The sequence below is a fragment of the Burkholderia sp. JPY481 genome (assembly GCF_038900515.1).
Taxonomy (GTDB): Bacteria; Pseudomonadota; Gammaproteobacteria; order Burkholderiales; family Burkholderiaceae; genus Paraburkholderia; species Paraburkholderia youngii.
In genome coordinates this window covers 213,500-238,222 of sequence record NZ_JAYMRT010000003.1, presented here as the reverse complement: position 1 = coordinate 238,222, position 24,723 = coordinate 213,500, and the positions used below count along the sequence as shown (strand labels likewise).

Sequence of the window (24,723 nt, the reverse complement as noted above, 5' to 3'; positions counted from 1 at the left end):
TTGTGCAAGCGTGGCGGAACGGCAATTGCTAGGGCGTCGGTTGAATCGGAACGAGACACACGTCGAGGAAAATCAGATGACACAACAATGGCAACCGACGGCGATCCGCGTGCTGATGGCGGCGGCGCTCGGCGTGGCGATCGGCGGCTGCACGACGATGCCGTGGGAAAGCACGCCGTTCTACAACAACGCGCCGTCGAGCGCGACCAGCCTCGCGAACGTCCCGGTTCCTGCCGGCTTCTATCGTGTCAATCCGGGCGACACGCTGGCCGGCATCGCTTCGGCTTATGGACGCAAGCTGCAGGAAATCGCAGCCTGGAACGGCTTGCCGGTCAACGCCGCGGTCGCGCCCGGCCAGGTGCTGCGCGTTTCTCCGCCGATGGCCTCGGGCAGCGTGGTCACGCCGCCGGTTGCGGTGGCGCCGGGTGCGCCGGCCGCTCCGGGCGCGACGGCGAACGTGCCGCCGGGCGCCGTCCCCGGTGCGCCGGCCCCCGCGGCCGGGCCGCAGCAGGGCGTGCTGCAATGGCCGTTGCGCGGACCGGTCCTGCGCGCGTTCGCGCCGGGCAAGTCCAACGGCATCGTGATCGGCGGGCAACCCGGCGATCCGGTCAAGGCCGCCGCGACCGGCCGCGTGGTCTACGCGGGCACCGGCATCGAAGCCTACGGCCCGCTCATCATCATCAAGCACAACGACTCGCTGATCACCGCGTACGGCCAGAACAGCCAGCTGCTCGTCAGGGAAGGCGACGCGGTCGCGCAAGGGCAGACGATCGGCGAGGTCGGGGTCGATAGCCGCGGTGCGGCGTCGATCCAGTTCGAAGTGCGCCAGAACGGCCAGCCGGTCGATCCGCTGCAGTGGCTTCCGAAGCCCGGCGGCTGAGCATCCCCGTCGCGTCTATTGAGTTAGCGTCTATCGACTCCTCGCAGCCGGATCGGCGCGCTTTGCGGGGACGCGCCGATTTTCAGCGTCGCCTGAATTGAATACACTGTATGGCTCGTTTGCCGGCGCGTACGCGTTCCTCCCGGAATGCACGCGGCCGGCTGCCGTAGGTTGTCATCCATGGACGCACAGGGACACACAATGATCGATTTGCGCAGCGATACCGTTACCCGCCCGACTCCGCCGATGCTCGCGGCGATGTCTGCGGCCGAAGTCGGCGACGACGTCTGGGGCGACGACCCCACCGTACTGCGTCTGCAGGCCACGCTGGCCGAGCGCACCGGCAAGGAAGCGGGGCTGTTCTTCCCGAGCGGCACGCAAAGCAACCTCGCCGCATTGATGGCGCACTGCGCGCGCGGCGACGAATACATCGTCGGCCAGCTCGCGCACACCTACAAATACGAGGGCGGTGGCGCGGCCGTGCTCGGCAGCATCCAGCCGCAGCCGCTCGAAAACGCCGCCGACGGCTCGATCCCGCTCGAGAAGATCGCCGCCGCGATCAAGCCGATCGACGATCACTTCGCTCGCACGCGGCTGCTCGCGCTGGAAAACACGATCGGCGGCAGAGTGCTGCCGGAGCAGTACGTCGCCGACGCGACGCAGCTCGCGCGCGAGCGCGGCCTCGCGACCCACCTCGACGGCGCGCGCGTGTTCAACGCGGCGGTCGCGTCGGGCAAGCCGGTCGCGGCGCTCACCGAGCCGTTCGATTCGGTGTCGATCTGCTTTTCGAAGGGACTGGGCGCGCCGGTCGGCTCGGTGCTGGTCGGCAGCCGCGCGCTGATCGACGTCGCGCATCGCTGGCGCAAGGTGCTCGGCGGCGGCATGCGCCAGGCTGGCGTGCTCGCGGCGGCGTGCCTGTACGCGCTCGATCACAACGTCGAGCGTCTTGCCGACGATCACGCGAACGCCGCGCATCTGGCGGCGGGGCTGGAGAGCATCGAGCAGGTGAAGGTGCAGTCGGTCGCGACGAACATGGTGTTCGCGCAGTTTCCGCAACAGCATTGCGCGCCGCTCGAGGCGTGGCTCAAGGAGCGGGGCATCCTCACGCAGATGCTGTATGCGTCGCGCTTCGTCACGCACATGGATGTATCGCGCGACGATATCGACACGTTCATTGCCGCGGTGAAGGGGTACTTCGCGGCACGTTGATCGCGCCGCAATGGTCGGAAGCGAGGCGGCTCGCATAGTTGCCGCCTCGTCTTCCCGCACCGGCTTCAACTCATGCGCGGTTCGTTCGAGCCGCGCTTCATGCAAGCTTTATCCTCGTTTCACGCGCCGTCCGGCGCACATCTCACTTGACCGCCGCCTTCGCCTGCACGCCCGCGCGATGCGATGGCGCGAAGAGCCGCAAGCCGCTCGCGAGGCTCGCGGCGCCGGCAAAGAACGCGCCGAGGCCGAGCGCGAGCGTCGGCCCATGCTGGCGTCCGGCGATGCCGAAGCACAGCGCGACCAGCGCCGCGCCGGTCGCCTGGCCGATTAGCCGCGCGGTCGCGACGATGCCGCTCGCGCCGCCGCTGCGCTCCGGCGGCGCGCTCGCCATCAGCGCCTTAAGGTTCGGCGACTGGAAAAAGCCGAAGCCCGCGCCGCAGATCGCCATGCGGATGCCGATGTCGAGCACGTGCGGATGGGCGGGCAGCATCGCCAGCGAGGCCATCCCCGCCGACAGCACCGCGAGCCCGACCGCGCCGAGCAGCCCCGGCGGATAGCGGTCCGACAGGCCGCCCGCGAGCGGCGCGGCGAGTGCGACCACGACAGGCCACGGCGTCATCAGGAAGCCGGTTTCGACCTGGCTGCGCAGCAGCACGTCCTCGAAATAGAACGGCAGCGACACGAATGCGAGGCTCTGCGCGGCGAACGAGCAGACGGCCGTCACCGCCGACAGCGCGAACACCGGCCGCTTGAACAGATCGACGGGCAGCATCGGCGCGGAGTGACCCGCCTCGCGGCGAATCAGCAGCAGCGCGAACACGACCGCGATCGCCGTGGCGCTGAGCACGATCTGCATCGACGCGCGTTGCGCCGCCTCGCCGAGCGCGAAGATCAGCGCGGCGAACGTGACCACGTTAAGCAGGGCCGCCACCGGATCGAACTGATGCCGCCCCTGCGTGGTGTGCGGCAGCGCCGGCATCGCGAAGCTGAGCGCGAGCACGCCGAGCGGCACGTTGACGGCGAACAGCCACGGCCACGTCGCGACCGACAGAATCAGCGACGCCACCGTCGGCCCGACCGCGAACGACACGCCGACGATCAGCGCATTGGTGCCGAGCCCGCGACCGAGCCGATGCGGCGGGTACAGATAGCGGATCAGCGCGGTGTTGACGCTCATGATCGCGCTGGCGCCCAGGCCCTGCACGATGCGCGCGGCGGTAAGCAGCGGCAGCGTCGGCGCCAGCGCGCAGCCGAGCGAGCTCAGCGTGAACAGCGCGATGCCGCCGATATAGATGCGCCGATGCCCGACGATATCGCCGAGCGCGGCGAGCGGCAGCAGCGTCGCGACCATCGCGAGCTGGTACGCGTTGATGATCCAGACCGACGCGGCCGGCGCCGCATGCAGGTCGCCGGCGATTGCGGGCAGCGCGGTGTTGGCGATCGCGGTATCGAGCGTGGCGAGCGCGACGGCGAGCATGATCGCGGCCATCGCGCGGCGATTGGCGGCCGACATCGGGCCGTCGGCGGGGAGAGCCGGCGTGGGGACGCCGACGGTGGGGCTGAGCTTATCGGACAAGGCGTGGCTCGTCGGGTTGGGCATGCCGGCGTTGGCCGCTTCAGGAGAGGCGACGCGCGCACGGCGGTTTTGTTGTGGGCGAGGTGGCGCGCTGTCCGGACCACGGCGGATGAGCGTGGCGGCTTGTGCGGCGCAACGTCGCGATTGTTGCAGAGACGGCACGATCTTGCTGGGAGGCCGGCAGACGGGCGCAGACGAGGCGCTGAGATCTGACCACAACGCAACTAACCGTCAACCCCGGCCGGCATCTCCAAATCGGTGCGCGCCCCACATCAAATCGAATTCGCGTACGCACAAACCGTCCGGCAGAACAGGCGGCCCGATGCGATCACACAATTGGGGAATTCGCGGCTTCATTCCCCCGTCATGCATCGAAAAAATAATCGATGTGCGGTTTTGCACTGCATCCGGGCATCGGCCGCGCGCCATTGCGCGGCAATTGGCGGATTCGCCGGGCACGGCATATGCGTCACCATCCGCTCGCGCAGCGATGTGCGCGATCCGCAAAATGTTCTACTCTGTTTTTTTAACCGTTCCGACAGGCACGCGCCTCCCGTCCGTCTTCCGTGCGGTTCGCGTCTGCCTTGTCGAACTTCCCGGAGGCTTCGATGACGACCGTCGATCTGGAATTCGACCAGCTCCACAGTACCGTCGACGCGCTACGGCGCTCAATTTCGAATCGCATGATGTACGGCGTCGGCAAGGACGCCATCACCGCTCACCCGCACGACTGGCTGCACGCGGCCGCGCTCGCCGTGCGCGACCGGCTCGTCGCGCGCTGGATGAAGACCACGCGCCTGCAATACGAGCAGGACGTGAAGCGGGTCTACTACCTGTCGATGGAGTTTCTGATCGGCAGGACCTTTACCAACGCGCTGCTCGCGCTCGGCATCCACGATCAGATGAAGGAGGCGCTCGCGAGCCTCGGCGTCGACATGGACGCGCTGATCGACATCGAGCCCGACGCCGCGCTCGGCAACGGCGGCCTCGGGCGGCTCGCCGCGTGCTTTCTCGATTCGATGGCGACGCTCGGGATTCCGGGCTTCGGCTACGGCATCCGTTACGAGTACGGCATGTTCCGCCAGGAAATCATCGACGGCGAGCAGGTCGAGGCGCCCGATTACTGGCTGCGCGCCGGCAACCCGTGGGAATTTCCGCGGCCCGAAATCAAGTACATGGTGCACTTCGGCGGCCGTACCGTGCAGCGCGGCGAGAAGACCGAATGGATCGACACCGAGCATGTGAACGCGACCGCGTACGACACCGTGATCCCCGGCTACGCGACGGACGCGACCAACACGCTGCGCCTGTGGTCCGCGCGCGCGACCGAGGAACTCGACCTCGGCGCGTTCAATCGCGGCGACTACCGCAACGCGGTCGACACCAAGAACATGTCGGAGAACGTGTCGCGGCTGCTCTATCCGGACGACTCCACACCGGCCGGCCGCGAGTTGCGGCTGCGCCAGGAGTATTTCTTCGTATCGGCGACGATGCAGGATCTGATCCGCCGCTATCAGCGCACGCACAGCACGTTCGGACGCTTCTCGGAGAAGGTCGCGGTGCATCTGAACGACACGCACCCGGTGCTCGCGATTCCCGAGCTGATGCGCCTGCTCGTCGATGTGCATAACCTGCCGTGGGACAAGGCGTGGAAACACGTGACGCAGATCTTCTCGTACACGAATCACACGCTGATGCCCGAGGCGCTCGAAACATGGGATGTTGAAATGCTGTCGCGGCTGCTGCCGCGCCATCTCGAGATAATCTTCGAAATCAACGCGCAGTTTCTGAAGCACGTCGGCGAGCAATCGGGCCACGACGTCGATATGATCCGCCGCATTTCGCTCGTCGACGAATACGGGCAGCGGCGCGTGCGCATGGCCTATCTGGCGATCGTCGCGAGTCACAAGGTGAACGGCGTGTCGAAGCTGCATTCGCAGCTGATGACGCGCGACATCTTCGCCGACTTCGCGCGTCTCTACCCTGACCGCTTCACCAACGTGACCAACGGCATCACGCCGCGCCGCTGGCTCGCACAGGCGAGTCCGTCGCTGTCGTCGCTGATCGATGCGCGCATCGGTACGCATTGGCGCAGCAACCTGTTCGAGCTCGAGCAGCTGCGCAATCTGCGCAAGGACGACGAGTTCGTCGACGCGTTCCGTGAGGCCAAACGACAGGCCAAGCTGCGGCTCGTGCACCGGCTCGCGCAGCACACCAAGCTGCACTTCGATCCGAACGCGCTGTTCGATCTGCAGGTCAAGCGCATTCACGAATACAAGCGCCAGTTGCTCAACGTGCTGCACGTGATCGTGCGCTACAACGAGATTCGCGCGAATCCGGAGCGCGACTGGGTGCCGCGCGTCGTGCTGTTTGCGGGCAAGGCCGCGTCCGCGTACCGGATGGCCAAGACGATCATCAAGCTGATCGGCGACGTCAGCGAGAAGGTCAATCACGATCCGCTGATCGGCAACAGGCTGAAGGTCGTGTTCGTGCCGAACTACGGCGTGAGCGTGGCCGAGCTGATCATTCCGGCGGCCGATCTGTCCGAGCAGATCTCGATGGCCGGCACCGAGGCGTCGGGCACCGGCAATATGAAGCTCGCGCTCAATGGCGCATTGACGATCGGCACGATGGACGGCGCGAACATCGAAATCTGCGACGCGGTGGGGCGCGAGAACATCTTCATCTTCGGCCACTCCGCCGACGAGGTCGACGATCTGCGCGCAAGCGGCTATCGGCCGCGGCAGATTTACGAGGAAAACGAAGCATTACGCACCGCCCTCGATCAGATTCGTACGGGCTTCTTCTCGCCGGACGATCCGCTGCGCTTCTCGGATATCTTTCACACGCTGGTCGATTGGGGCGATCACTATATGGTGCTCGCCGATTTCGACGCGTTCGCGAAGGCGCAGAACGCAGTGGATGCGCGTTTCGTCAACAAACACGCGTGGGCCGAAAGCGCGATCGAGAACGTCGCGGGGATGGGGCAGTTCTCGTCGGATCGCACGATCGGCGAGTATGCGCGCAATATCTGGCGCGTGAATCCGCTCAGTCTGGACTGAACTGGCGAAGCCGTGCGGGGCTGGCGTCGACCAGTCGCGCACGGCTTTTTCATGTTCGATCGACGCGCCGCGTCATGCCTTCGGCGCGGCAGCCGCCGCCTTCGCCCGATGCACGGCCTCGCCGACGCGTTCGACGAACTCGCGATCCGTGCTCATCAGCGCCTCGCGCTCACCGTCGGCCGTCTTGACCATCAACCGATGCGTGACGTCCTGAGTCACCCAGGTCAGCCAGCCGACCACGACCAGCATCGCCCCGGATACGAGCCCCGAAGCCGAATGCAGCACACCGCCGACGATCGCGCCGATCAGCCCCGCCACCGAGATCACGAGCGGCACGACCTTGTTCTTCTGCACGGTCATGACCTGCACGTCGACGATATCGCGCAGCGGGAAGACCTGGCCCGCGGCCGAGAGGGCGTTGCGCGTGACTGACACGCCGCGATCGTTGAATGGGATTTCCATTGTTTCAATGCAAGGGTGGTGAAGCGCGCAGCGTAACAGACTTCCCTCAAATTCCTAAAGTTAGGGAGTTTTTCGTTCTCTCTCAGGCCCGTGCTGCAACGGGCACGATTTTGGGGACAAAAAAAGAGCGCCGCGCATCGACGCCGCAGATCATTTCAACGCATATTCTGCCGTCGCGCTCTCTCTAGCGATTAGCAATCCGGAGTCGCGACTATTGCAGGAGAGGAAGGTCGAATGATTGCGGCCATGTCGTTCATCGCTGGATTGCTCGCGGTCTTTATTGTCTGCTATGTGCACTCTGAGATCCCCAGATTTACAAAGGGCGGGTTAACCGCGTCGTAGCCAATCTCGCGGTGTTTGGCGTGGGCTGCAGTTTGGGCTTCATTTGTGCGCGGTTTTCCAGCGCGCTCGCGCCATCATGGATTGGATTGGCCGGAGGCTTCAGCGGTCCACCTTCCACCCGCAGCCCGGCGCGCCACGTTCGAGTTCGTCACGTCTTGCGATCAGCCGAACTCTCAAGTCTCATACTTGAACGACACGGACACCCGGGTCCGATATTCAACCACCTTGCCGTTGTCGATCTTCATGTCGAGCTTACAGACATTGGCGATTCGCAAATCACGAAGCGAGTTAGCAGCGGTTTCTACAGCATTTTTCGCAGCCTCCTCCCAGGAAGTCGGACTCGTGCCGACAATTTCTGTAACCTTGTAGACGCTGGACTGTGTGCTTGCGGCCATGATCTCTCTCCAGGATGGAATGGGCTATTTTTTACGTGGCGCATCCCCCGTGCCTGTTTCGCTAATCAGCGCTAGCAACCTGGCAGCATCCAAGCTAAACGACGCGTACAAACCTGCTTCGGCCCGCGAAGTGGGGTCGGCCACGCCTGTCAGTGTGGAGGTGTCCGACGTGGGCACCTTGCATCTGACCTTATATCCGTTGATGCAGATGTCGCTGTAATTTTTTGGCCAATGTAGCGCCGGTGACGCGATTACGGTTTTCCGAGGACTCCAAGCGCCTCGGTGTGCAACCCGGGAGTCGCAGCCGCGACGACCGTACCATCGAAACGTTCAGTGATTGGATGACCCGACCACGTAGTAACGATGCCACCCGCGCCCCGAACGACAGGCACTAGCGCCATCACATCGTAAATTTCCAGGTCTGCTTCCACAACGAGGTCAATGTAACCCGAGGCTAACAAGGCGTAACCGTAACAGTCGGTTCCGAACCGGGAGATTGCGACAGAACGCGACAGCGTTGAAAAGGCCCGTGACGCTTCACCGATAAATATCTGCGGGTCCGTTGTGCAGAGTCGGGCATCGCGCAATCGCGTGCATGAACTGACTTTGCACGGAGTGCCATTGAGAACGGTGCTATTGCCGTAGCCTATCCAGCGCTCACGCAGTGCTGGGACTTCAATCAGGCCGTAGACAGGAAGTCGACTTTCGAGTACCGCGACGAGCGTCCCGAACAGCGGAAGACCCGATACGAAGCTCTTCGTGCCGTCGATGGGGTCAATCACCCAGGTTGTTCCGTCTCCAGTCTCGCCGCCTTCCTCTTCGCCCACAAGGTGGTGCGATGGATGCCGCGACAAGATGAGTTCACGAAGCCGTCGTTCTATCTCGCGGTCCGCGATTGTGACGGGGGTCGCGTCGGACTTTGTTGTAACGTCGAACCTCGTTCTGAAGTGCTTCAACGCGAGGATTCGAGCTTCGTCGCCGAGCGAGTCCAGAAACCTGCATGTATCCGTTGGTGTCATGTTGCTACCTCCATAAACTACCGATATTCGGCGTCAGGAGGGCGCATGAATCTGCACGACGAAATTCGCGACGTCCGGCAGGCAGACGATGCCATTTCGGCTGCGCAGTCTCGAAACGGCCACCAGCTCGAGTTGCTGCAGGCGCTCGAGAGGGATGGGCACAGTACGGCGCGAACGCGAAACCGAACCATGTTCCTCTGGCTAGACCGGCAAACGCAATCTCGTCCTGAAGAAGCTTGCCCACAGAAACGACTCGTACGCACGCTTTGGTTTTCGGTAGGCGCCAGCACGTCGCGCAAATGCCGCGAGGCTTTGATAGGGGTCGTCCATCATTGCTGAAAGCGACATCGGCATTTCGCCGATCGCGCGTCGCAAGCCACGATCATCGAACGGGTGTAGCCAATGCCTTTGCCTCACGTGTTCCCAAAACTCGTCGGTCTCCAAAGCAGCGAAATCAGCCAAAACTCTCACCGGAACGTTGTCGATTCTCATGCTCCGCCAGGCGCGCGCCCAGTGGTGATGATCGACAATAAAGAAAGAGCGTCCCGGTCCCAACGCGACGCGGACCGCATGTCGCTCCATGAACGCGTTGATGTCGTTGGAATGACGGTCGGTCAGCAGCGCTTTGGCGCTTACGTAACGCGAGCCGATTGTCATTTGTGTCGGCCGCAAATCATTGACACACAAGTACATCACGATGGCGAAGCATTGTTGAAATGCACTTTCGGCCGAGCATTAGCCATGCCTCGATATGGCGGGGCCGATGAGATCCATCGGTCACATCGCAACGGTTGCCGCGCGCGCATCGACCGACCAGCATTCGGCATCTCCTTTCGTGCGTGCCTCCGTGGTCCCACTCACGAAGGAGCTGTGCCTCGCGTTGTCGTCACTGCTTCATCGCGCCGGTCGCGTTAGAGCCGGACGCGCCTTGGGGCGACATGCCACTTTCGCGTTTTTGCATCAATGTGCCACTCGCCGGTTTGCCGGTACCGGCGTCCGCGGCACGGCTCATGCTCTGCCCGGCGGTACCCGGCTGCGCGCTGTGAGCATCCTGCTTCGGCTGCACGCTGCCGGTATTGGTTTGCGCAAACGCGTAAGCGCCGGCAATCAATGAAATTACGCCCACTCCTGCCACTATCAGCTTCATGACGATCTCCAGTTTGGGAAGCGCTCCGGGAACTACGTACCCATCCGCGTAGCACGGCTCGTGCCGTCAAAGAGCATCGTTGGCGGGGCCTAGTTCATGTCGGCTCGGGTGTGATGCGCTGCGCGTGGCCGAGATCAGCCGTCGCGGCCTGTCATCTCGGGCGCGATCGACGCATGGTTCAGCAGCCCGACGAGGGCGACGCCACCGACCACGTTACCTAGCAGCGTCGGCGCGAAAAATCGCAGCAGATAGTCCTGCACGGCGGCATGGCTGCGCAGCACCGCGTACGCCGCTTCCACTGAGCCAGCAATCACGTGCGCCAGATCACACACTGCAACAACATACGTGAGGACCGCGACGATCAGCACGGCGGCGGATCTCGCGCTCGGCAGCAGCCAGACCATCAGCGCGATTAGCCAGCCCGCGAGAACCGCCTTCATCGTCGTGGAAGCAAAGGTGGAGCCGTACGGGGCTTGCGACAACTGGTCGAGAACCGGAGCAAGCTTCTGCCCGAACGACGTCGGCATCGTAAGGATCCCGGCGAAGATCCATGTCCCGGCCAGATTCGCGGCCAGTACGATCACCCATAGCCGCAGCGCGATAGCGGCAACCGGCAGACTGCGCCTCGTCAGGACCGGCAGCAGCACGGTCAACGTGCTTTCGGTGAATAGTTGCTGGCGCCCGAGCACGACGATGATGAAGCCGACGCAATAGCCTGCGGCGCCAGTCAGCGAGATGCCGCCGTGACCGGGCGACGAGGTCTTGCTTTCGAGCACCGCCTGGGTCAGAAACGAAAAACCCATTGACAGCCCGGCCGCCAACGCGGACCACAGCAGCGCGAGCGGCTTGCGGCCAAGCGCCGTCTCGCCTTCCTCCCGGATGATCTCGTGAATCACCAGCGCGCGAGGTGAACTGTGCGCGGAAGCCTGGTCGCGCTCCTCGTCATCGAGATGGGGCGACGCATGTCCTGCCGGGTGATCGTCGTTTGTTCGGGGCTGGCTTGCCATTCGCAATGCTCCAGGTTGATTGTCGCGATCGCCTTGCCGATAACGCTGACGGCGAAGCCACTCCGCTGTCCGATGCGGACCGCGCCGCAAAGGCCAAAGTGCTCACTTGGCGACGCGATTGCGCGTCTCGAATCCCACGTGTGTCTACCTTTTCGCTTCGTCGCGGTCCGCAGCAGAGCGGCCAAGGAATTGCGTGACCGTCTCCGGCAGGTGCTCAAGCAGCCACTTCGCCATTTCGATTTCCTGCGGCAGAATCTGCTCGCAAACCTGGCGGGTCTCGATGTCGCCCGCCGCGTTGGCTGCCGCGTCGGTGACGTTGATCAGCCGTTCATAGATGATCTTCGCGCGCGCTTCGGCCGCGATGTTCGAGCGCAGGTCCGCGGTCGGCTCGCCGATCGTGTCGATGTACGCGGCACTCCACGGGACGCCGCCGGAGTTCGTCAGCGGCGGTCCGCCGCCGTATAGCACCTGGGTCAGGTGACTGTCGTTGCCCGCGCCGTTGAGCTTGCGATAAAGCCCGGCTTGCTGCTCGACCGCTTCGGCGAGTTCCCCTTTCGCGCCGCGATTCAACATCGCGACGATCGAGCCGATGATCTCGAGATGGCTCAGCTCTTCGGTGGCGATATCGAACAGCATGTCCTTGCGCCCGGGGTCTTCTTCCGCAACGGCCTGGGTGAAGTAGCGCATCGCGGCGGGCAGTTCGCCTTGCGGACCGCCGAACTGCTCCAGCATCAGATTCGCGAGCCCGGGATTGGTCGTGCCGACGCGAACCGTGTACTGCAGGCGTTTGTCGTGCATGAACATCCGGACCTCCATTGGAGTTGGTAGTTGGGTCTTCCCTCCGCCGTGCCACGCATGCGGAGCGCCGTCGGCTGGACGGCGCGAATCTGTCTGCGCATGCCGCGTTCCTGCCCGCCTGACACGGGCTGCCAGGGCTTGCCCAAAGCAGGCGGGAAGCGTTGTAACAGGCTAGAGGTCCGCAGACCAACGTTGCGCGCACGTGCGAGCCGGCGCCCGCAGGAGGCGGTTCGCGAAGAGGACCATCGCATTGCGGGATTGCCGACCGCGCCTGAGCGTAGGGGGTTTACTCGTAGCGCCGATCGGCACTGATGCCATGCACGCAGCCAGCGGAGCCCTGTATGCGGGTGTTCTGGACGTTTTGCCACGCTCGGTCCCTGGTGCCAGAACCCACTCCCGGACCTCGCCGGATCCGCGAGCGTAGATAGCGCGGATAGAGGTTCGGTTCATTTCTCCCGTTGTGGCGCGACGTCATCGGCCGACTGCATTGCGTCAAGGAAAATCATACTTAGCCTGGACGGATTGGCTAAGATGTCGCAGGTTCGCGCTCGGAGGCCATTCATGACTGTCGGCGTATATGCCACGCTGGTCGCGACGTCGCTCGTGCTGCTGCTCGGCGAAAAGCTCGTGCAATGGATCGGCGTGCTGCGAACCTATTCGATTCCGGCGCCGGTGGCAGGCGGGCTCATCGTTGCGATCTGCGTGCTGATCACACGCATCACCACGCAAGTGCAGGTCAGGTTCGATTCGACGCTGCAGGCGCCGCTGATGCTCGCGTTCTTCTCGACGATCGGTCTGAATGCGCATCTGTCGAATCTGAAGGCGGGCGGGCCGGTGTTGATCCGCTTTCTGGCGGTGGTCAGCGGGCTGCTGATCCTGCAGAACGTGATCGGCATCCTGCTCGCGTTCGCGCTCGGCGTCGATCCGCTGCTCGGCATTCTCGGCGGCTCGGTCACGATGTCGGGCGGGCACGGCACCGGCGCCGCGTGGAGCCAGGTCTTCACCGAACGCCACGGGCTGGAGTCGGCGACCGAGATCGCGATCGGCTGCGCGACCTTTGGACTCGTGATGGGCGGCGTGCTCGGCGGTCCGGTCGCCCGTGTGCTGATGCGGCGGATCAGCGCCGACGAATTGCTGCGCGTGCAGCAGCTAGCGGACGAAACGCTGGTCTTCGAAGAGCCGAAGGCGGAGCAGGCCACCACGCCCGCCGCGATCATCACGACACTCGCGCTGATCTCGATCTGCCTCGCGGGCGGCGAAGTGTTTGCCGACTGGATCGCGGACACCGTGTTCGAATTGCCGACCTTCGTCTGCACGCTGTTCATCGGCGTGATCCTGAACAACGTGCTCGCGCTCATGCGTGTGCGGATCGACCAGCACGCGGTCGCGCTGGTCGGCAACGTCGCGCTCGCGCTCTTTCTCGCGATGGCGCTGATGCGGCTCGACCTATGGGAGCTTGCCGCGCTCGCGTTGCCGATCATCTCGATCCTCGCGGCGCAAACGCTGCTGATGGCGCTCTACGCGATCTTCATCACGTTCCCCGCGATGGGCCGCAACTACGACGCGGTCGTGTTGTGCGCGGCGCAATGCGGGCTCGGACTTGGCGCGACGCCGACCGCGATCGCGAACATGCAGGCGATCACGAACCGCTTCGGCCACTCCCATATCGCGTTCCTGATCGTGCCGATGACCGGTGCGTTTTTCATGGACATCGTCAATGCGATCGTGATCAAACTGTTTCTCACGCTGCCGTTTTTTCATTGAGTCCAGGCGAATACAGGCAAATATCATGAGCAATCAACCCCACATCGCACCCGACAGCACCGCCGCGCGCGTCGCGCTATGGCGTGCGCTGCACGTGCAGGCCGACGCGCCGCCGCACGTGCTCGAAGACGAAGTCGGCTTGCAATTGCTGGCTCCCGCCGAAGACTGGCTCAGCCGCGGCGACATGGACCTTCGGTTCACGCGGCCGTTTCGTGCGTCGATCGTCGCGCGCGCACGCTTTATCGAGGATCTGGTCGTCGAGCAGGCCGGGCGCGGTGTGGATCAATACGTGATCCTCGGCGCCGGTCTCGACAGCTTCGCGCAACGCCGGCCCGACATCGCGTCGCGGCTCACCGTGTTCGAGGTCGATCCGCCGGGACCGCAAACGTGGAAGCGTCAGCGGCTCAGCGAACTGGGTTACGGCCTGCCGGACTGGCTGCGTTTCGTGCCGGTCGATTTCGAAGCGGGCGACAGCTGGCGGCAGCGTCTGGTCGCCGAAGGCTTCGACGAAAGCAGGCCAGCCGTGGTCGTGTCGACCGGCGTCAGCATGTATCTGACCAGGGAGGCGAATGCGGCGACGTTGCGTGAAGTTGCCGGGCTCGCGCGCGGCTCGACGTTCGCGATGACGTTTCTGTTGCCGCTGGAGATGGCGGACCCGGACGTGCGCCCCGGACTCGAAATGGCGGAGAAGGGCGCGCGTGCGAGCGGTACGCCGTTCATCAGCTTCTTCATGCCGCAGCAGATGATCGACATGGCGCGTGAAGCAGGCTTTGACGACGCGCGGCATGTGTCCGCGGCCGATCTGACGCAGCGCTACTTCGCGGCTCGCACGGATGGGCTGCGCCCGCCGGGCAATGCGGAGGAACTGCTGGTGGCGAATAGTTAGGGGCCTCTGCGGTGGGTTGAATGCGTGACCGCGTTCCTCACGCGGCTATAATCGCGCTCGAACATGGCCTTCGAAGTCTACTCATGAAAAAGATCGCAGCCTTCGCACTCGTCGCATGCGCACTCGCCGCCTGCTCGTCGTCCCCGGAAAAGCAGGCGCAGCGCGCCCAGCAGGAAATCCTTCATAGCGAGCCGAACCTCCGCGCCGCGCAACGCGACGCGGTGATCGACTGCACACCGGCGAATTGCGATGCCGCGTGGGCGGCGACCAAACGCTATATCGAGCAGCATTCCGACACGCACGTGATCCGCGCGGACGCGGTCGCGATCGATACCGACGTGCCCGACGATTCGGGCAAAGCCGCTTTCTCAGCGACCCGCGCGAACAAGAGCACGGGCGGCGCGACACTGTCGCTGTTCGCGCAGTGCCGCGGCATGTATGGGCCCGACAGCGCGAAGGGCGACGACTATGACGAGTGCGCCGAGAAGATCCTGAAGACCCAGAACGGCTACCTGCCGTATCTGCGCTCGCACGCATCGGCGCAATAGGCGACCCGCTAGCGGAAAGCGCCAGGCCGCAAACCCGGCACTCGCGTAGCGATTCGCCGAACCCTCGCCACGATGCGGCGGGAGGCGCTATGCTGATGCGTCTTCGCCTCGCGGAACCCTGTCATGCAAGCTCCTGGCGCCACCGTACCGATCTCGCTCGTCAATGGGTTCGTCGGCAGCGTCGGGACGCGGCCTGATATCGTCGACCGGCATTTGTCCGGCGCGAATATCCCGCGCGCGCTGCTGAGCCAGCCTGGCGCGCGCGTCACCGAGGAACAGTTCTCGACGCTCTACCGCTCGCTCGCGATCGAACTCGACGACGAGATGCCCGGCGTTTTCTCGCGCCCGCTGCGCAGCGGTGCGCTCAAGTTTCTGTGTCTGAGCCTGCTGGATGCGCCGAACCTCGAAACCGCGATGCATCGGTTCGGCCAGTTCTTCCATCTGGTGCTCGACGACTTCCGTTTCGAATCGCGCCGCAGCGACCTCGTTGCGACGCTGGCCTTGCATCCGGGAAGCACGGGCGCGCAACCCAGCATGCTGGGCCAGGAGCTGATGCTGAAGCTCGCGCACGGGATCGCGTCCTGGCTGATCGGTCAGCGCATTGCGTTGCTCCAGGTGCAGTTCGCCTTCCCCCGTCCTGCTCACGCGCTCGAGTATCTTTATCTGTTTCCCGGACCGGCGAAGTTCGACTGCAATCAGACCTCGATGCAGTTCAGCAGTAGCTATTTCGATCTGCCCGTGCGCCAGCGCAAGGCGAACCTGCGCAGGTTTCTCGCTCGCGCGCCGGAAGACTGGATCTTCGTGTCGTTCAACGAGCAGCTGTTCAGTCATCGCGTGCGGGAACATCTCGCGTCCCGGCTGCCCGACATCCCGTCTATCGAAGAGGCGGCGGAAGGCCTGCACTGTTCGGTCAGAACGCTGTGCCGTCATCTTGCCGCCGAGGGCACGGCGTTCCAGGTGCTCAAGGACGAATTGCGCCGCGACATCGCGATCCAGCGCCTGACCGGCACCCACGAGCCGATCGCCATCATCGCGGGCGACGTCGGCTTCGGCGACCCCACCGCATTCCATCGAGCGTTCCGTCACTGGACCGGCAGCACCCCGGCGGCCTATCGCCGGGGTGGCTGATCTCGTCGTATCAATGCGTCGATAGCACCCGCCGACGCACTTCCCACGGGGCGCTTACTTCCTCCGACGTGGCCAGAGATGTCAATAGATCGTCCGGTTTGGACAACCGGGCAGGGCCTCTCCGACGCTACGATTCAGCCATACGTTACCCCGGCCGCATCGGTGCCACACGGGTGACTTTCCCTACGGACTATCTGATCGGAAGAATGGTAATGAGCTACGTCGCGCCTCTCAAAGACATGCTGTTTGCAATCACGGAACTGGCCGGAATCGACCAACTGGCGGGCCTGCCCGGCTGCGAGGACGCGACCGCCGATACCGCCCGTGCGGTGCTCGAAGAGGCCGCGCGCCTGCACGAAGGCGTGCTCGCGCCGCTGAACGTCGACGGCGACCGCAACCCGAGCACCTGGAAGGACGGCGCGGTGACCGCCACGGCCGGTTTCAAGGATGCGTTTCGTCAATTCAGCGAAGGCGGCTGGCAGGGTTTGCAACATCCGTCTGAATACGGCGGCCAGGATCTGCCCAAGCTGCTGTCGACGCCCTGCATCGAAATGCTCAACGCCGCCAACCTGTCGCTCGGGCTGTGCCCGCTCTTGACCGACGGCGCGATCGAAGCGCTGCTGACGGCGGGTAGCGACGAACTGAAGCAACGCTACGTGCCGAAGATGATCTCCGGCGAGTGGACCGGCACGATGAACCTGACCGAGCCGCAGGCGGGCTCCGACCTGTCGCTGGTGCGCACCCGCGCCGAGCCGCAGGGCGACGGCTCGTACCGGATCTTCGGCACGAAGATTTTCATCACCTGGGGCGAGCACGATATGACGGAAAACATCGTGCATCTGGTGCTCGCACGTACGCCGAACGCACCGGAAGGCGTGAAAGGCATTTCGCTGTTCGTCGTGCCGAAGTTCCTCGTCAATGAAGACGGTACGCTCGGCGAGCGCAACGACGTGCACTGCGTATCGATCGAACACAAGCTCGGCATCAAGGCGAGCCCGACGGCCGTGCTGCAGTTCGGCGATCACGGCGGCGCGATCGGGCAGCTCGTCGGCGAGGAGAACCGCGGTCTGGAGTACATGTTCATCATGATGAACGCGGCGCGTTTCGCGGTGGGCGTGCAGGGCGTGGCGATCTCGGATCGCGCGTACCAGCAGGCTGTTGCGTATGCGAAGGAGCGCGTGCAGAGCCGTCCCGTGGATGGCTCCGCGAAGCAGTCTGTCGCGATCATCCAGCACCCGGACGTGCGCCGCATGCTGTCGACGATGCGCGCGCTGACCGAAGGCGCACGCGCGCTGGCCTATGTGTCGGCGTCGCATTGCGATCTCGCGCATCGTCATCCGGACGGCGCGACGCGTGCGAATCATCAGGCGATCTACGAATACCTGGTGCCGATCGTGAAGGGCTGGAGCACGGAGATGTCGCTGGAGGTGACGAGTCTCGGCGTGCAGGTGCACGGCGGCATGGGCTTCATCGAGGAAACCGGCGCCGCGCAGTTCTACCGCGACGCGCGCATTCTGCCGATCTACGAAGGCACGACGGCGATCCAGGCGAATGACCTCGTCGGCCGCAAGACCATGCGCGACAACGGCGAGGTGGCCGGGACGCTGCTCGCGCAGATCGACGCGACGCTGGCCGCGGTGCAAGGGCACCCCTCGTATGGTTCGAGCGCGGCTTTCCAGGCGATGCACCGTCATCTGTCCGCCGGCCGCAACGCGTTGCACAGCGCGGTGCGTTACGTGGTCGAGAACGTCAAGCGCGATCCGAATGCGGTGTTCGCGGGCAGTGTCTCTTATCTGATGCTCGCGGGCATCGTGCTCGCGGGTTGGCAAGTCGCCCGCTCGCTCGTGCTCGCCGCCGACAAGCGCGATGAAGACCCGGGCTTCTACGACGCGAAGATCGCGACCGCGCACACCTACGCGACGCAGGTGCTGCCTCGTGCAATCGCGCTCGAAGCGACGCTTCGCGGCGCTCGCGATGGCGAAGGCGCGCTGGCGCTGCGCGAAGACCAGTTCTGATCGATCAACGGACGTAATGTCATTCAAGACGATAGGGCTCGGCCCTATCGGTGTGGGAAGGAGAGTGTTGTGAGAGTTCTTGTAGCAGTCAAGCGAGTGGTCGACTACAACGTGAAGGTCCGCGTGAAATCGGACGGTACGGGCGTCGATATTGCGAACGTGAAAATGTCGATGAATCCGTTCGACGAAATCGCGGTTGAAGAAGCCGTGCGTCTGAAGGAAGCGGGCGTCGCGACCGAGGTGATCGCCGTGTCGGCCGGTGTGACGCAGTCGCAGGAAACGCTGCGCACCGCGCTCGCAATCGGCGCGGACCGCGCGATCCTGATCGAATCGAACGAAGACCTGCAGCCGCTGGCCGTTGCCAAGCTGCTCAAGGCGCTGGTCGACAAGGAACAGCCGCAGCTGGTGATCCTCGGCAAGCAGGCCATCGACGACGACTCCAACCAGACCGGCCAGATGCTCGCCGCGCTCGCGAACCTGCCGCAGGCGACGTTCGCGTCGAAGGTGGTCGTGGCGGACGGCAAGGCAACGGTGTCGCGCGAAGTGGATGGCGGCGCGGAAACGCTGTCGCTGACGCTGCCGGCCGTGGTCACGACCGATCTGCGCCTGAACGAGCCGCGCTACGTGACGCTGCCGAACATCATGAAGGCCAAGAAAAAGCCGCTCGAAACGGTGAAGCCCGAAGACCTCGGCGTGGATGTCACGCCGCGTCTGAAGACGCTGAAAGTCGCCGAGCCTCCGAAGCGCTCCGCCGGTGTGAAGGTGCCGGACGTAAAGACGCTGGTCGAGAAGCTGAAGAACGAAGCCAAGGTGCTGTGAGGAGACGCAAGAAATGACGAATCTGGTAATTGCAGAACACGATAACGCGTCGATCAAGGCCGCGACGCTGAATACGATCGCAGCGGCACAGAAGATCGGCGGTGAGATTCACGTGCTGGTCGCGGGGCATAACGCGCAGGCTGCTGCCGATGCCGCAGCGAAGATCGCCGGCGTCAGCAAGGTACTGCTCGCCGACGCGCCGCAACTCGAAGCGGGTCTCGCGGAAAACGTCGAAGCGACGGTGCTGACGCTTGTGCAGGATGCGGCCAGGAACTACACGCACATCCTTGCGCCGGCTACCGCGTACGGCAAGAACGTCGCGCCGCGTATCGCCGCGAAGCTCGACGTCGCGCAGATCAGCGACATCACCGCGGTGGACAGCGCCGACACGTTCGAGCGTCCTATATACGCGGGCAACGCGGTCGCAACGGTTCAATCTCAAGACCCGATCAAGGTGATCACGGTACGCTCGACCGGCTTCGACGCCGTCGCGGCCGTTGGCGGCAGCGCAGCGGTCGAGAAGATCGAAGCCGCAGCCGACGCCGGCATCTCGCAGTTCGTGAGCCGCGAAGTGACGAAGCTCGATCGTCCGGAACTGACGAGCGCGAAGATCATCGTGTCGGGTGGCCGGGGTCTCGGCAATGGCGAGAACTACACGAAGGTGCTCGAGCCGTTGGCCGACAAGCTCGGCGCGGCACTGGGCGCATCGCGCGCAGCCGTCGACGCGGGCTTCGTGCCGAACGACTATCAGGTCGGCCAGACCGGCAAGATCGTCGCGCCGCAACTGTACGTCGCGGTCGGCATCTCGGGTGCGATCCAGCATCTCGCCGGTATGAAGGACTCGAAGGTCATCGTCGCGATCAACAAGGACGAAGAAGCGCCGATCTTTAGCGTGGCCGACTACGGCCTCGTCGGCGATCTGTTCACCCTCGTGCCGGAACTCGAGCAGGCGCTCGGCTAACCGCCCCCAGCAAGCGGAATAATCATGAATGAGCTTAACGGATACGATTTCGAAGACCTGCAACTGGGCATGAGTGGCCGGTTCGCCAAGACCATCACGGAGGCGGACATTCTGTTCTTCGCGAGCGCGTCGGGAGACATCAACGCGGTTCACATCAACGAGCAGTTTGCGCAAACCACACCCTTCAAGGGGCGCATCGCCCACGGCATGCTGACCGCCAGCATCATCTCCGCGGCGCTCGCGGGCCAGCTGCCCGGTCCGGGCACGATCTATCTCGGCCAGAACCTGCGCTTCAAGGCGCCGGTCCGACCCGGCGATACCGTGCAGGCCGAAGTGACCGTCAAGGAACTGATCCACGACAAGCGCCGCGTGGTGCTGTCCACCGTTTGCACGGTCGGCGGCAAGGTGGTGGTCGACGGCGAGGCGACGGTGATGCCGACAAGCTGCCGCGACCGTGTCGTCGAGGACGCGGCTTGCGTCGCCAGCGAAGCATGATAGCGAGCCCCGCCATGAGAATGCCATTCAGCATGCCACACGAGTTTTCCACGGGCTGGGTCAAGGCCGGCTTCGATTTCTGGCGTTTTTCGCCGCTCAAGGAAGAATTCGATGCGTCGGTGCCTGACACCGACGGCTCCGGCTTCGATTTCGCCGGGCCGTTCGCGCGAGGCTCCGTGACCCACACGAGCGCCCACTACCTTCAAAAGCAGGCGCAACTGTGGAGCGATGCCGTCGCCGGATTGATCGGCGGGCGCACGGAGTTGAAGGCGGTCGCCGAACCCGAGCAGGGAGACCGGCGCTTTCACGCCGACGACTGGTCCAGCAACGGCTGGTACAGTCTTCTGAAACAGAGCTATCTGATCAATGCGAGGGCGCTCGCGGACTTCGTCGAAGCGAGTACGCTCGACGAAAAAGGCAAGCACAAGCTGCGCTTTTTGATGCGCCAGTTCATCGACTGCGCCAGCCCCGCGAATTTCCTCGCGACGAATCCCGAGGTCCTCCGGGAGGCGGTGGAATCGGGTGGCTCGAGCCTGCTGTCGGGCGTCACGCATCTGCTCGACGATCTGGGCAGCGGCTCGATTTCGATCACCGACCGAAGCGCATTCGAAGTGGGCCGCAGCGTGGCCACGTCCAGCGGCGCGGTGGTCTATGAAAACGATCTGTTTCAGCTGATCCAGTACGATCCGTTGACGCCGAAGGTCGCCGCGCGGCCGCTCGTGATCATTCCGCCGTGCATCAACAAGTTCTACATTCTGGATCTGCAGCCCGAGAATTCGTTCGTGCGCTTCGCCTCCGAGCAAGGCCTGACGGTGTTCGTCGTGTCGTGGCGCAACCCGCAGCAGGACATGGCGCAGACCACGTGGGACGCCTACCTCGAGGACGGCGTGATGCAGGCGCTCAAGGTGGCGCGTGAGATTAGCCGGGCCGACCAGGTCAATGCGTTGGGCTGGTGCGTGGGCGGCACGATGCTGTCGTCGGCGCTGGCGGTCATGCGTGCGAACGGCGAGGACTCGGTGGCGAGCCTGACACTGTTGACGGCATTGCTCGACTTCACCGACCCGGGCGATCTCGGCGTGTTCATCGACGAGCAGGGCGTGGCGATGCGCGAGCACACGATCGGTCGCGGCGGCCTTTATCCTGGCCGCGAACTCGGCTTCGTATTCCAGGCGCTGCGTGCCAACGATCTGATCTGGCCGTATGTCGTGAACAATTACCTGAAAGGCAAAGCCCCAGCCGCGTTCGACCTGCTGTACTGGAACGCGGACACGACCAATCTGCCCGGCCCGATGTACAGCTTCTATCTGCGCAACATGTACCTCGAAAACAGTCTGCGCGTGCCGAACAAACTGACGTTCTGCAACACGCCGGTGGATCTCGGCAACGTCGATATCCCAAGCTATCTGATGGCGGCCGAGGAAGATCACATCGTGCCGTGGCGATCCGCCTATCAGTCGACGCAACTACTTGGTGGTCAAACCGAGTTCGTGCTCGGGGCAAGCGGCCATATCGCGGGTGTGGTCAATCCAGCGTCGAAGAACAAGCGCAGCTACCGGACCAACGATACCTGCAACGAGAACGCCGACGAGTGGCTCGCGACGTCGGTTCAGCAGCGCGGCAGCTGGTGGAATCACTGGATCGAATGGGTCAAGCAGCATTCCGGAGAGCAGGTCGAGGCGCGCACCAAGCTCGGCAATCGGAAGTACAAGCCTATCGAGAGCGCGCCGGGCCGCTATGTGAAGCTTCGCGCGGAATGAGCGGATGGCGACAGCGCGTGCGGCAATGACGGAGTGTGATGTTCAGTGCATCACACTCCTTTTTTTTCGTCGTCACTTCGCATGGCTCGCGCGCCAGTCGCGCGGCGTCATATGGAAGCGCGACACGAACCAGTTCGTGAACGATCCCTGTTGCGCATAGCCGAGCAGCGCCGACACACGTCCGATCGGGTAGGTCGGATTGCTCATGTAGCGCACGGCGAGTTCGCCGCGGACTTCCTCGACCTGATCCGAAAAGCTGGTGCCGGCCGAACTCAACTGCCGTTGCATGGTGCGCACGCTCAGATGCAGATAACGTGCGACCAGCTCGGCGTTCGCCTGTTCGAGCGGCAGCAGCAGGTAGATCGCCTTGCGCACTTCGAGCGCGGCCGATTCCGCGGCGCTCGCGTTCTTCGGAGAGGCGAGGCTCTCCGCATAGCGCACGAGTTCAGGATCGGCCAGCGGATTCGGGTAGTCGAGATCGGCGCTCGCGCAGACGAAGCCATTGAAGTCGCTGCCGAACTGCAGCGGACAGCCGAAGAAGCGTCGATGGAACGTCAGGTCCTTCGGTGCGGCGTGTGTGAAATGGAGCTCGCGCGGTTTCCAGAACTTGCCGAGCAGAGCACTGGAGTGCCGCGCGAGCACGGCGAGCGCCAGTTCGATCGCCTGCTTCGTCGGGGTACCCGGTTCGACGACGAGTTCCTCCCGAATGGTGACCGTTTTGTCCGCGTCCTCGACGTACACCGCCAGCGCTTCGTTGAGCAGATGACGGTATTCGGCCGCGGCCAGCAAGACTTCGCGCAGCGTGCGTTTGTGCGCGAGCAGGACATTGATTACGCCGCTGCCGAAGGTCTGCCGCGTTTCCGCCATTTGCAGCGCGAGGGTCGGGCACGACGCCTTTTCGGCCGTCATTTCGAGCAGCCGGCAACAGGCGGTGGCCGATACGCGATCGTCCGGATTCGCGAGCGCGCCGGCATCGATGCCGGCCTGTTTCGCGAGCTCGACCGGATTCAGTCCGAGCCGTCGCGCCACTTCGAAATAACCGCTCATGGCCACCGACGTCACCATCGTTTCCATCGTAGTTTCTCCGGACGATTCAAACGCTGAGTCTTTTTCTTGTCATTAAACGCTTGCTTCGCGCAATTATTGGTGTTAACGCGCAGTGGCACGAATCGCTAAAAGGATGGCGTCCAATCATAAAAGTGTAGCGCTTGATTCCCGTATCGTGTGCACATGTCGTTCGATGTGTTCCAGCAAATTTTCATGCGACCTCGCGATAGCGGAACACCGTCACTCACAACTGGATGGAGGCAATCAAATGCAATTTCTCGACGATTCGCTGCACCCTGAGAATCAGGACAAGGTAGTCATCACCACCGCCCCTTACGGCCCGGAATGGATGCCCGCGGACTTCCCGGAAGACATCCCCGTGACGATGGACCAGCAGATCCAGAAGGCCGTCGATTGCTACAACGCCGGCGCCACGGTACTGCACCTGCACGTGCGCGAACTGGACGGCAAGGGCTCGAAGCGCCTGTCGAAGTTCAATGAACTGATCGCGGGTGTGCGCGCCGCTGTGCCCGACATGATCATTCAGGTCGGTGGCTCGATCTCGTTCGCACCGGAAGACGACGGACAGGCCGCGAAGTGGCTGTCCGACGATACCCGCCATATGCTGGCCGAGCTCGATCCGAAGCCCGATCAGGTGACGGTCGCGATCAATACCACGCAGATGAACATCATGGAGTTGCTCTATCCCGAGTATCTGGCGGGCACCTCGCTTTCCAACCCTGCGTTCATGGCCGCCTACAGCGAAATGACGGTTCCGGCCGGTCCCGCATGGGTCGAGGAGCATCTGCGCCGCCTGCAGGCTGCGGGCATCCAGCCGCACTTCCAGCTCACCGGCATTCACGCGCTCGAAACGCTCGAGCGCCTCGTGCGCAAGGGCGTCTACAAGGGCCCGCTGAACCTGACGTGGATCGGCATCGGCGGTGGCTTCGACGGCCCGAACCCGTTCAACTTCTTCAACTTCGTGCATCGCGCGCCGGATGGCTGCACGCTGACCGCCGAGTCGCTGCTGAAGAACGTGCTGCCGTTCAACATGATGGCGATGTCGATGGGCCTGCATCCGCGCTGCGGCATCGAGGACACGATCATCGATCAGCACGGTAAGCGCTTCACGTCGGTACAGCAGATCGAACAGTGCGTGCGCGTCGCGCGCGAACTGGGCCGCGAAATTGCCACTGGTAAAGAAGCCCGCGAGATCTATCGTATTGGTGTGCAGTACGAGACGGTCGAAGAAACGCTCAGCGCCAACGGCATGGCGCCGAACCGCCAGGCCGGCGTCAGGAACCTGCCGCTTCGCGCGGCGTGAATGCCAGGAGCCCGGGCCGACGCGTTGGCCGAGGCCGGGCTTCATGGGTAACGCTCCCGCTGGATAGCGGGAGCAGATAGCT

At 63.8% G+C, this 24,723-nt stretch carries 23 protein-coding genes; 13 read left to right on the top strand and 10 right to left on the bottom strand.

The window, feature by feature from the left end; translation table 11 throughout:
- Nucleotides 1-76 precede the first annotated feature (76 nt).
- Nucleotides 77-880, top strand: a complete 804-nt coding sequence (locus VSR82_RS10440; RefSeq protein ID WP_429457218.1) for a peptidoglycan DD-metalloendopeptidase family protein — start codon at nt 77-79, stop codon at nt 878-880.
- 201 nt (nt 881-1,081) lie between these two features.
- Nucleotides 1,082-2,089, top strand: coding sequence for a low-specificity L-threonine aldolase (gene ltaE / locus VSR82_RS10435; RefSeq protein WP_498857670.1), 1,008 nt, complete (start codon nt 1,082-1,084; stop codon nt 2,087-2,089).
- Nucleotides 2,090-2,231: 142 nt separating this feature from the next.
- On the opposite strand, the gene VSR82_RS10430 is transcribed toward ltaE, so the two are convergent.
- On the bottom strand, nt 2,232-3,602 hold the full coding sequence (locus tag VSR82_RS10430; RefSeq protein ID WP_410850393.1) for an MFS transporter: 1,371 nt from the start codon (nt 3,600-3,602) through the stop codon (nt 2,232-2,234).
- 671 nt (nt 3,603-4,273) lie between these two features.
- Here VSR82_RS10430 and VSR82_RS10425 point away from each other — a divergent pair.
- Entirely contained in the window at nt 4,274-6,727 is a 2,454-nt protein-coding gene (locus VSR82_RS10425) for a glycogen/starch/alpha-glucan phosphorylase (protein ID WP_368584699.1), read from the top strand.
- 72 nt (nt 6,728-6,799) lie between these two features.
- On the opposite strand, the gene VSR82_RS10420 is transcribed toward VSR82_RS10425, so the two are convergent.
- The 8 genes from VSR82_RS10420 to VSR82_RS10385 all read right to left on the bottom strand — a co-directional run bounded on the left by VSR82_RS10420 (nt 6,800) and on the right by VSR82_RS10385 (nt 11,903).
- The gene (locus tag VSR82_RS10420; protein WP_368584700.1) at nt 6,800-7,189 is read right to left on the bottom strand and encodes a DUF6232 family protein; all 390 of its coding nucleotides are present in this window, start codon (nt 7,187-7,189) and stop codon (nt 6,800-6,802) included.
- Between the two features lie 515 nt (nt 7,190-7,704).
- Nucleotides 7,705-7,926, bottom strand: coding sequence for a dodecin family protein (locus tag VSR82_RS10415; RefSeq protein WP_429457223.1), 222 nt, complete (start codon nt 7,924-7,926; stop codon nt 7,705-7,707).
- A gap of 251 nt (nt 7,927-8,177) precedes the next feature.
- Nucleotides 8,178-8,945: an inositol monophosphatase family protein gene (locus VSR82_RS10410; RefSeq protein WP_429457225.1), complete on the bottom strand. Its 768-nt coding sequence runs from the start codon at nt 8,943-8,945 to the stop codon at nt 8,178-8,180.
- 33 nt (nt 8,946-8,978) lie between these two features.
- Entirely contained in the window at nt 8,979-9,107 is a 129-nt protein-coding gene (locus VSR82_RS10405) for a hypothetical protein (RefSeq protein WP_498857669.1), read from the bottom strand.
- A 39-nt stretch (nt 9,108-9,146) separates the two neighbouring features.
- Nucleotides 9,147-9,602 carry a ParB/Srx family N-terminal domain-containing protein gene (locus VSR82_RS10400; protein ID WP_429457228.1) on the bottom strand — a complete coding sequence of 152 codons (456 nt, stop codon included), beginning with the start codon at nt 9,600-9,602 and terminating at the stop codon, nt 9,147-9,149.
- 229 nt (nt 9,603-9,831) lie between these two features.
- Nucleotides 9,832-10,092, bottom strand: coding sequence for a hypothetical protein (locus tag VSR82_RS10395; RefSeq protein WP_368584704.1), 261 nt, complete (start codon nt 10,090-10,092; stop codon nt 9,832-9,834).
- Nucleotides 10,093-10,226: 134 nt separating this feature from the next.
- Nucleotides 10,227-11,099, bottom strand: a complete 873-nt coding sequence (locus tag VSR82_RS10390) for a formate/nitrite transporter family protein (RefSeq protein WP_410850321.1) — start codon at nt 11,097-11,099, stop codon at nt 10,227-10,229.
- A 144-nt stretch (nt 11,100-11,243) separates the two neighbouring features.
- The gene (locus tag VSR82_RS10385; protein WP_429457231.1) at nt 11,244-11,903 is read right to left on the bottom strand and encodes a DUF892 family protein; all 660 of its coding nucleotides are present in this window, start codon (nt 11,901-11,903) and stop codon (nt 11,244-11,246) included.
- Nucleotides 11,904-12,458: 555 nt separating this feature from the next.
- On the opposite strand from VSR82_RS10385, the gene gltS reads away from it, so the two are divergent.
- From gltS to phaC, 9 genes are all read left to right on the top strand, one after another.
- Nucleotides 12,459-13,661, top strand: coding sequence for a sodium/glutamate symporter (gene gltS / locus VSR82_RS10380; RefSeq protein ID WP_429457233.1), 1,203 nt, complete (start codon nt 12,459-12,461; stop codon nt 13,659-13,661).
- A gap of 25 nt (nt 13,662-13,686) precedes the next feature.
- The gene (locus VSR82_RS10375) at nt 13,687-14,547 is read left to right on the top strand and encodes a class I SAM-dependent methyltransferase (RefSeq protein WP_429457235.1); all 861 of its coding nucleotides are present in this window, start codon (nt 13,687-13,689) and stop codon (nt 14,545-14,547) included.
- A gap of 83 nt (nt 14,548-14,630) precedes the next feature.
- On the top strand, nt 14,631-15,095 hold the full coding sequence (locus tag VSR82_RS10370) for a hypothetical protein (protein ID WP_368584708.1): 465 nt from the start codon (nt 14,631-14,633) through the stop codon (nt 15,093-15,095).
- Between the two features lie 123 nt (nt 15,096-15,218).
- Nucleotides 15,219-16,223: an AraC family transcriptional regulator gene (locus tag VSR82_RS10365; protein WP_429457237.1), complete on the top strand. Its 1,005-nt coding sequence runs from the start codon at nt 15,219-15,221 to the stop codon at nt 16,221-16,223.
- A 212-nt stretch (nt 16,224-16,435) separates the two neighbouring features.
- Complete coding sequence (locus VSR82_RS10360; RefSeq protein ID WP_498857668.1) at nt 16,436-18,238, top strand: acyl-CoA dehydrogenase; 1,803 nt, start codon at nt 16,436-16,438, stop codon at nt 18,236-18,238.
- 69 nt (nt 18,239-18,307) lie between these two features.
- Nucleotides 18,308-19,057 carry an electron transfer flavoprotein subunit beta/FixA family protein gene (locus tag VSR82_RS10355; RefSeq protein WP_368624054.1) on the top strand — a complete coding sequence of 250 codons (750 nt, stop codon included), beginning with the start codon at nt 18,308-18,310 and terminating at the stop codon, nt 19,055-19,057.
- A gap of 13 nt (nt 19,058-19,070) precedes the next feature.
- A complete protein-coding gene (locus VSR82_RS10350) occupies nt 19,071-20,018 on the top strand; it encodes an electron transfer flavoprotein subunit alpha/FixB family protein (RefSeq protein ID WP_429457242.1) in 948 nt (315 codons plus the stop codon).
- A gap of 24 nt (nt 20,019-20,042) precedes the next feature.
- Nucleotides 20,043-20,513 carry a MaoC family dehydratase gene (locus tag VSR82_RS10345; RefSeq protein WP_368587144.1) on the top strand — a complete coding sequence of 157 codons (471 nt, stop codon included), beginning with the start codon at nt 20,043-20,045 and terminating at the stop codon, nt 20,511-20,513.
- 14 nt (nt 20,514-20,527) lie between these two features.
- Nucleotides 20,528-22,270 carry a class I poly(R)-hydroxyalkanoic acid synthase gene (gene phaC, locus VSR82_RS10340; RefSeq protein ID WP_429457244.1) on the top strand — a complete coding sequence of 581 codons (1,743 nt, stop codon included), beginning with the start codon at nt 20,528-20,530 and terminating at the stop codon, nt 22,268-22,270.
- A 72-nt stretch (nt 22,271-22,342) separates the two neighbouring features.
- Here the strand turns inward: phaC and VSR82_RS10335 are convergent, their stop codons facing one another.
- Entirely contained in the window at nt 22,343-23,344 is a 1,002-nt protein-coding gene (locus VSR82_RS10335; RefSeq protein ID WP_368587142.1) for an AraC family transcriptional regulator, read from the bottom strand.
- Between the two features lie 241 nt (nt 23,345-23,585).
- Between VSR82_RS10335 and VSR82_RS10330 the strand changes: the two genes are divergently transcribed.
- Entirely contained in the window at nt 23,586-24,641 is a 1,056-nt protein-coding gene (locus tag VSR82_RS10330; RefSeq protein ID WP_368587141.1) for a beta-keto acid cleavage family enzyme, read from the top strand.
- The last annotated feature ends 82 nt before the right edge of the window (nt 24,642-24,723 follow it).

What these genes read in the sequence shown, in the direction of transcription:
- VSR82_RS10440 (WP_429457218.1), top strand. Translation starts at nt 77, where the DNA reads ATGACACAACAATGGCAACCGACGGCGATCCGCGTGCTGATGGCGGCG.
- ltaE (WP_498857670.1), top strand. Translation starts at nt 1,082, where the DNA reads ATGATCGATTTGCGCAGCGATACCGTTACCCGCCCGACTCCGCCGATG.
- VSR82_RS10430 (WP_410850393.1), bottom strand. Translation starts at nt 3,602, where the DNA reads ATGTCGGCCGCCAATCGCCGCGCGATGGCCGCGATCATGCTCGCCGTC.
- VSR82_RS10425 (WP_368584699.1), top strand. Translation starts at nt 4,274, where the DNA reads ATGACGACCGTCGATCTGGAATTCGACCAGCTCCACAGTACCGTCGAC.
- VSR82_RS10420 (WP_368584700.1), bottom strand. Translation starts at nt 7,189, where the DNA reads ATGGAAATCCCATTCAACGATCGCGGCGTGTCAGTCACGCGCAACGCC.
- VSR82_RS10415 (WP_429457223.1), bottom strand. Translation starts at nt 7,926, where the DNA reads ATGGCCGCAAGCACACAGTCCAGCGTCTACAAGGTTACAGAAATTGTC.
- VSR82_RS10410 (WP_429457225.1), bottom strand. Translation starts at nt 8,945, where the DNA reads ATGACACCAACGGATACATGCAGGTTTCTGGACTCGCTCGGCGACGAA.
- VSR82_RS10400 (WP_429457228.1), bottom strand. Translation starts at nt 9,602, where the DNA reads ATGACAATCGGCTCGCGTTACGTAAGCGCCAAAGCGCTGCTGACCGAC.
- VSR82_RS10395 (WP_368584704.1), bottom strand. Translation starts at nt 10,092, where the DNA reads ATGAAGCTGATAGTGGCAGGAGTGGGCGTAATTTCATTGATTGCCGGC.
- VSR82_RS10390 (WP_410850321.1), bottom strand. Translation starts at nt 11,099, where the DNA reads ATGGCAAGCCAGCCCCGAACAAACGACGATCACCCGGCAGGACATGCG.
- VSR82_RS10385 (WP_429457231.1), bottom strand. Translation starts at nt 11,903, where the DNA reads ATGTTCATGCACGACAAACGCCTGCAGTACACGGTTCGCGTCGGCACG.
- gltS (WP_429457233.1), top strand. Translation starts at nt 12,459, where the DNA reads ATGACTGTCGGCGTATATGCCACGCTGGTCGCGACGTCGCTCGTGCTG.
- VSR82_RS10375 (WP_429457235.1), top strand. Translation starts at nt 13,687, where the DNA reads ATGAGCAATCAACCCCACATCGCACCCGACAGCACCGCCGCGCGCGTC.
- VSR82_RS10370 (WP_368584708.1), top strand. Translation starts at nt 14,631, where the DNA reads ATGAAAAAGATCGCAGCCTTCGCACTCGTCGCATGCGCACTCGCCGCC.
- VSR82_RS10365 (WP_429457237.1), top strand. Translation starts at nt 15,219, where the DNA reads ATGCAAGCTCCTGGCGCCACCGTACCGATCTCGCTCGTCAATGGGTTC.
- VSR82_RS10360 (WP_498857668.1), top strand. Translation starts at nt 16,436, where the DNA reads ATGAGCTACGTCGCGCCTCTCAAAGACATGCTGTTTGCAATCACGGAA.
- VSR82_RS10350 (WP_429457242.1), top strand. Translation starts at nt 19,071, where the DNA reads ATGACGAATCTGGTAATTGCAGAACACGATAACGCGTCGATCAAGGCC.
- VSR82_RS10345 (WP_368587144.1), top strand. Translation starts at nt 20,043, where the DNA reads ATGAATGAGCTTAACGGATACGATTTCGAAGACCTGCAACTGGGCATG.
- phaC (WP_429457244.1), top strand. Translation starts at nt 20,528, where the DNA reads ATGAGAATGCCATTCAGCATGCCACACGAGTTTTCCACGGGCTGGGTC.
- VSR82_RS10335 (WP_368587142.1), bottom strand. Translation starts at nt 23,344, where the DNA reads ATGGAAACGATGGTGACGTCGGTGGCCATGAGCGGTTATTTCGAAGTG.
- VSR82_RS10330 (WP_368587141.1), top strand. Translation starts at nt 23,586, where the DNA reads ATGCAATTTCTCGACGATTCGCTGCACCCTGAGAATCAGGACAAGGTA.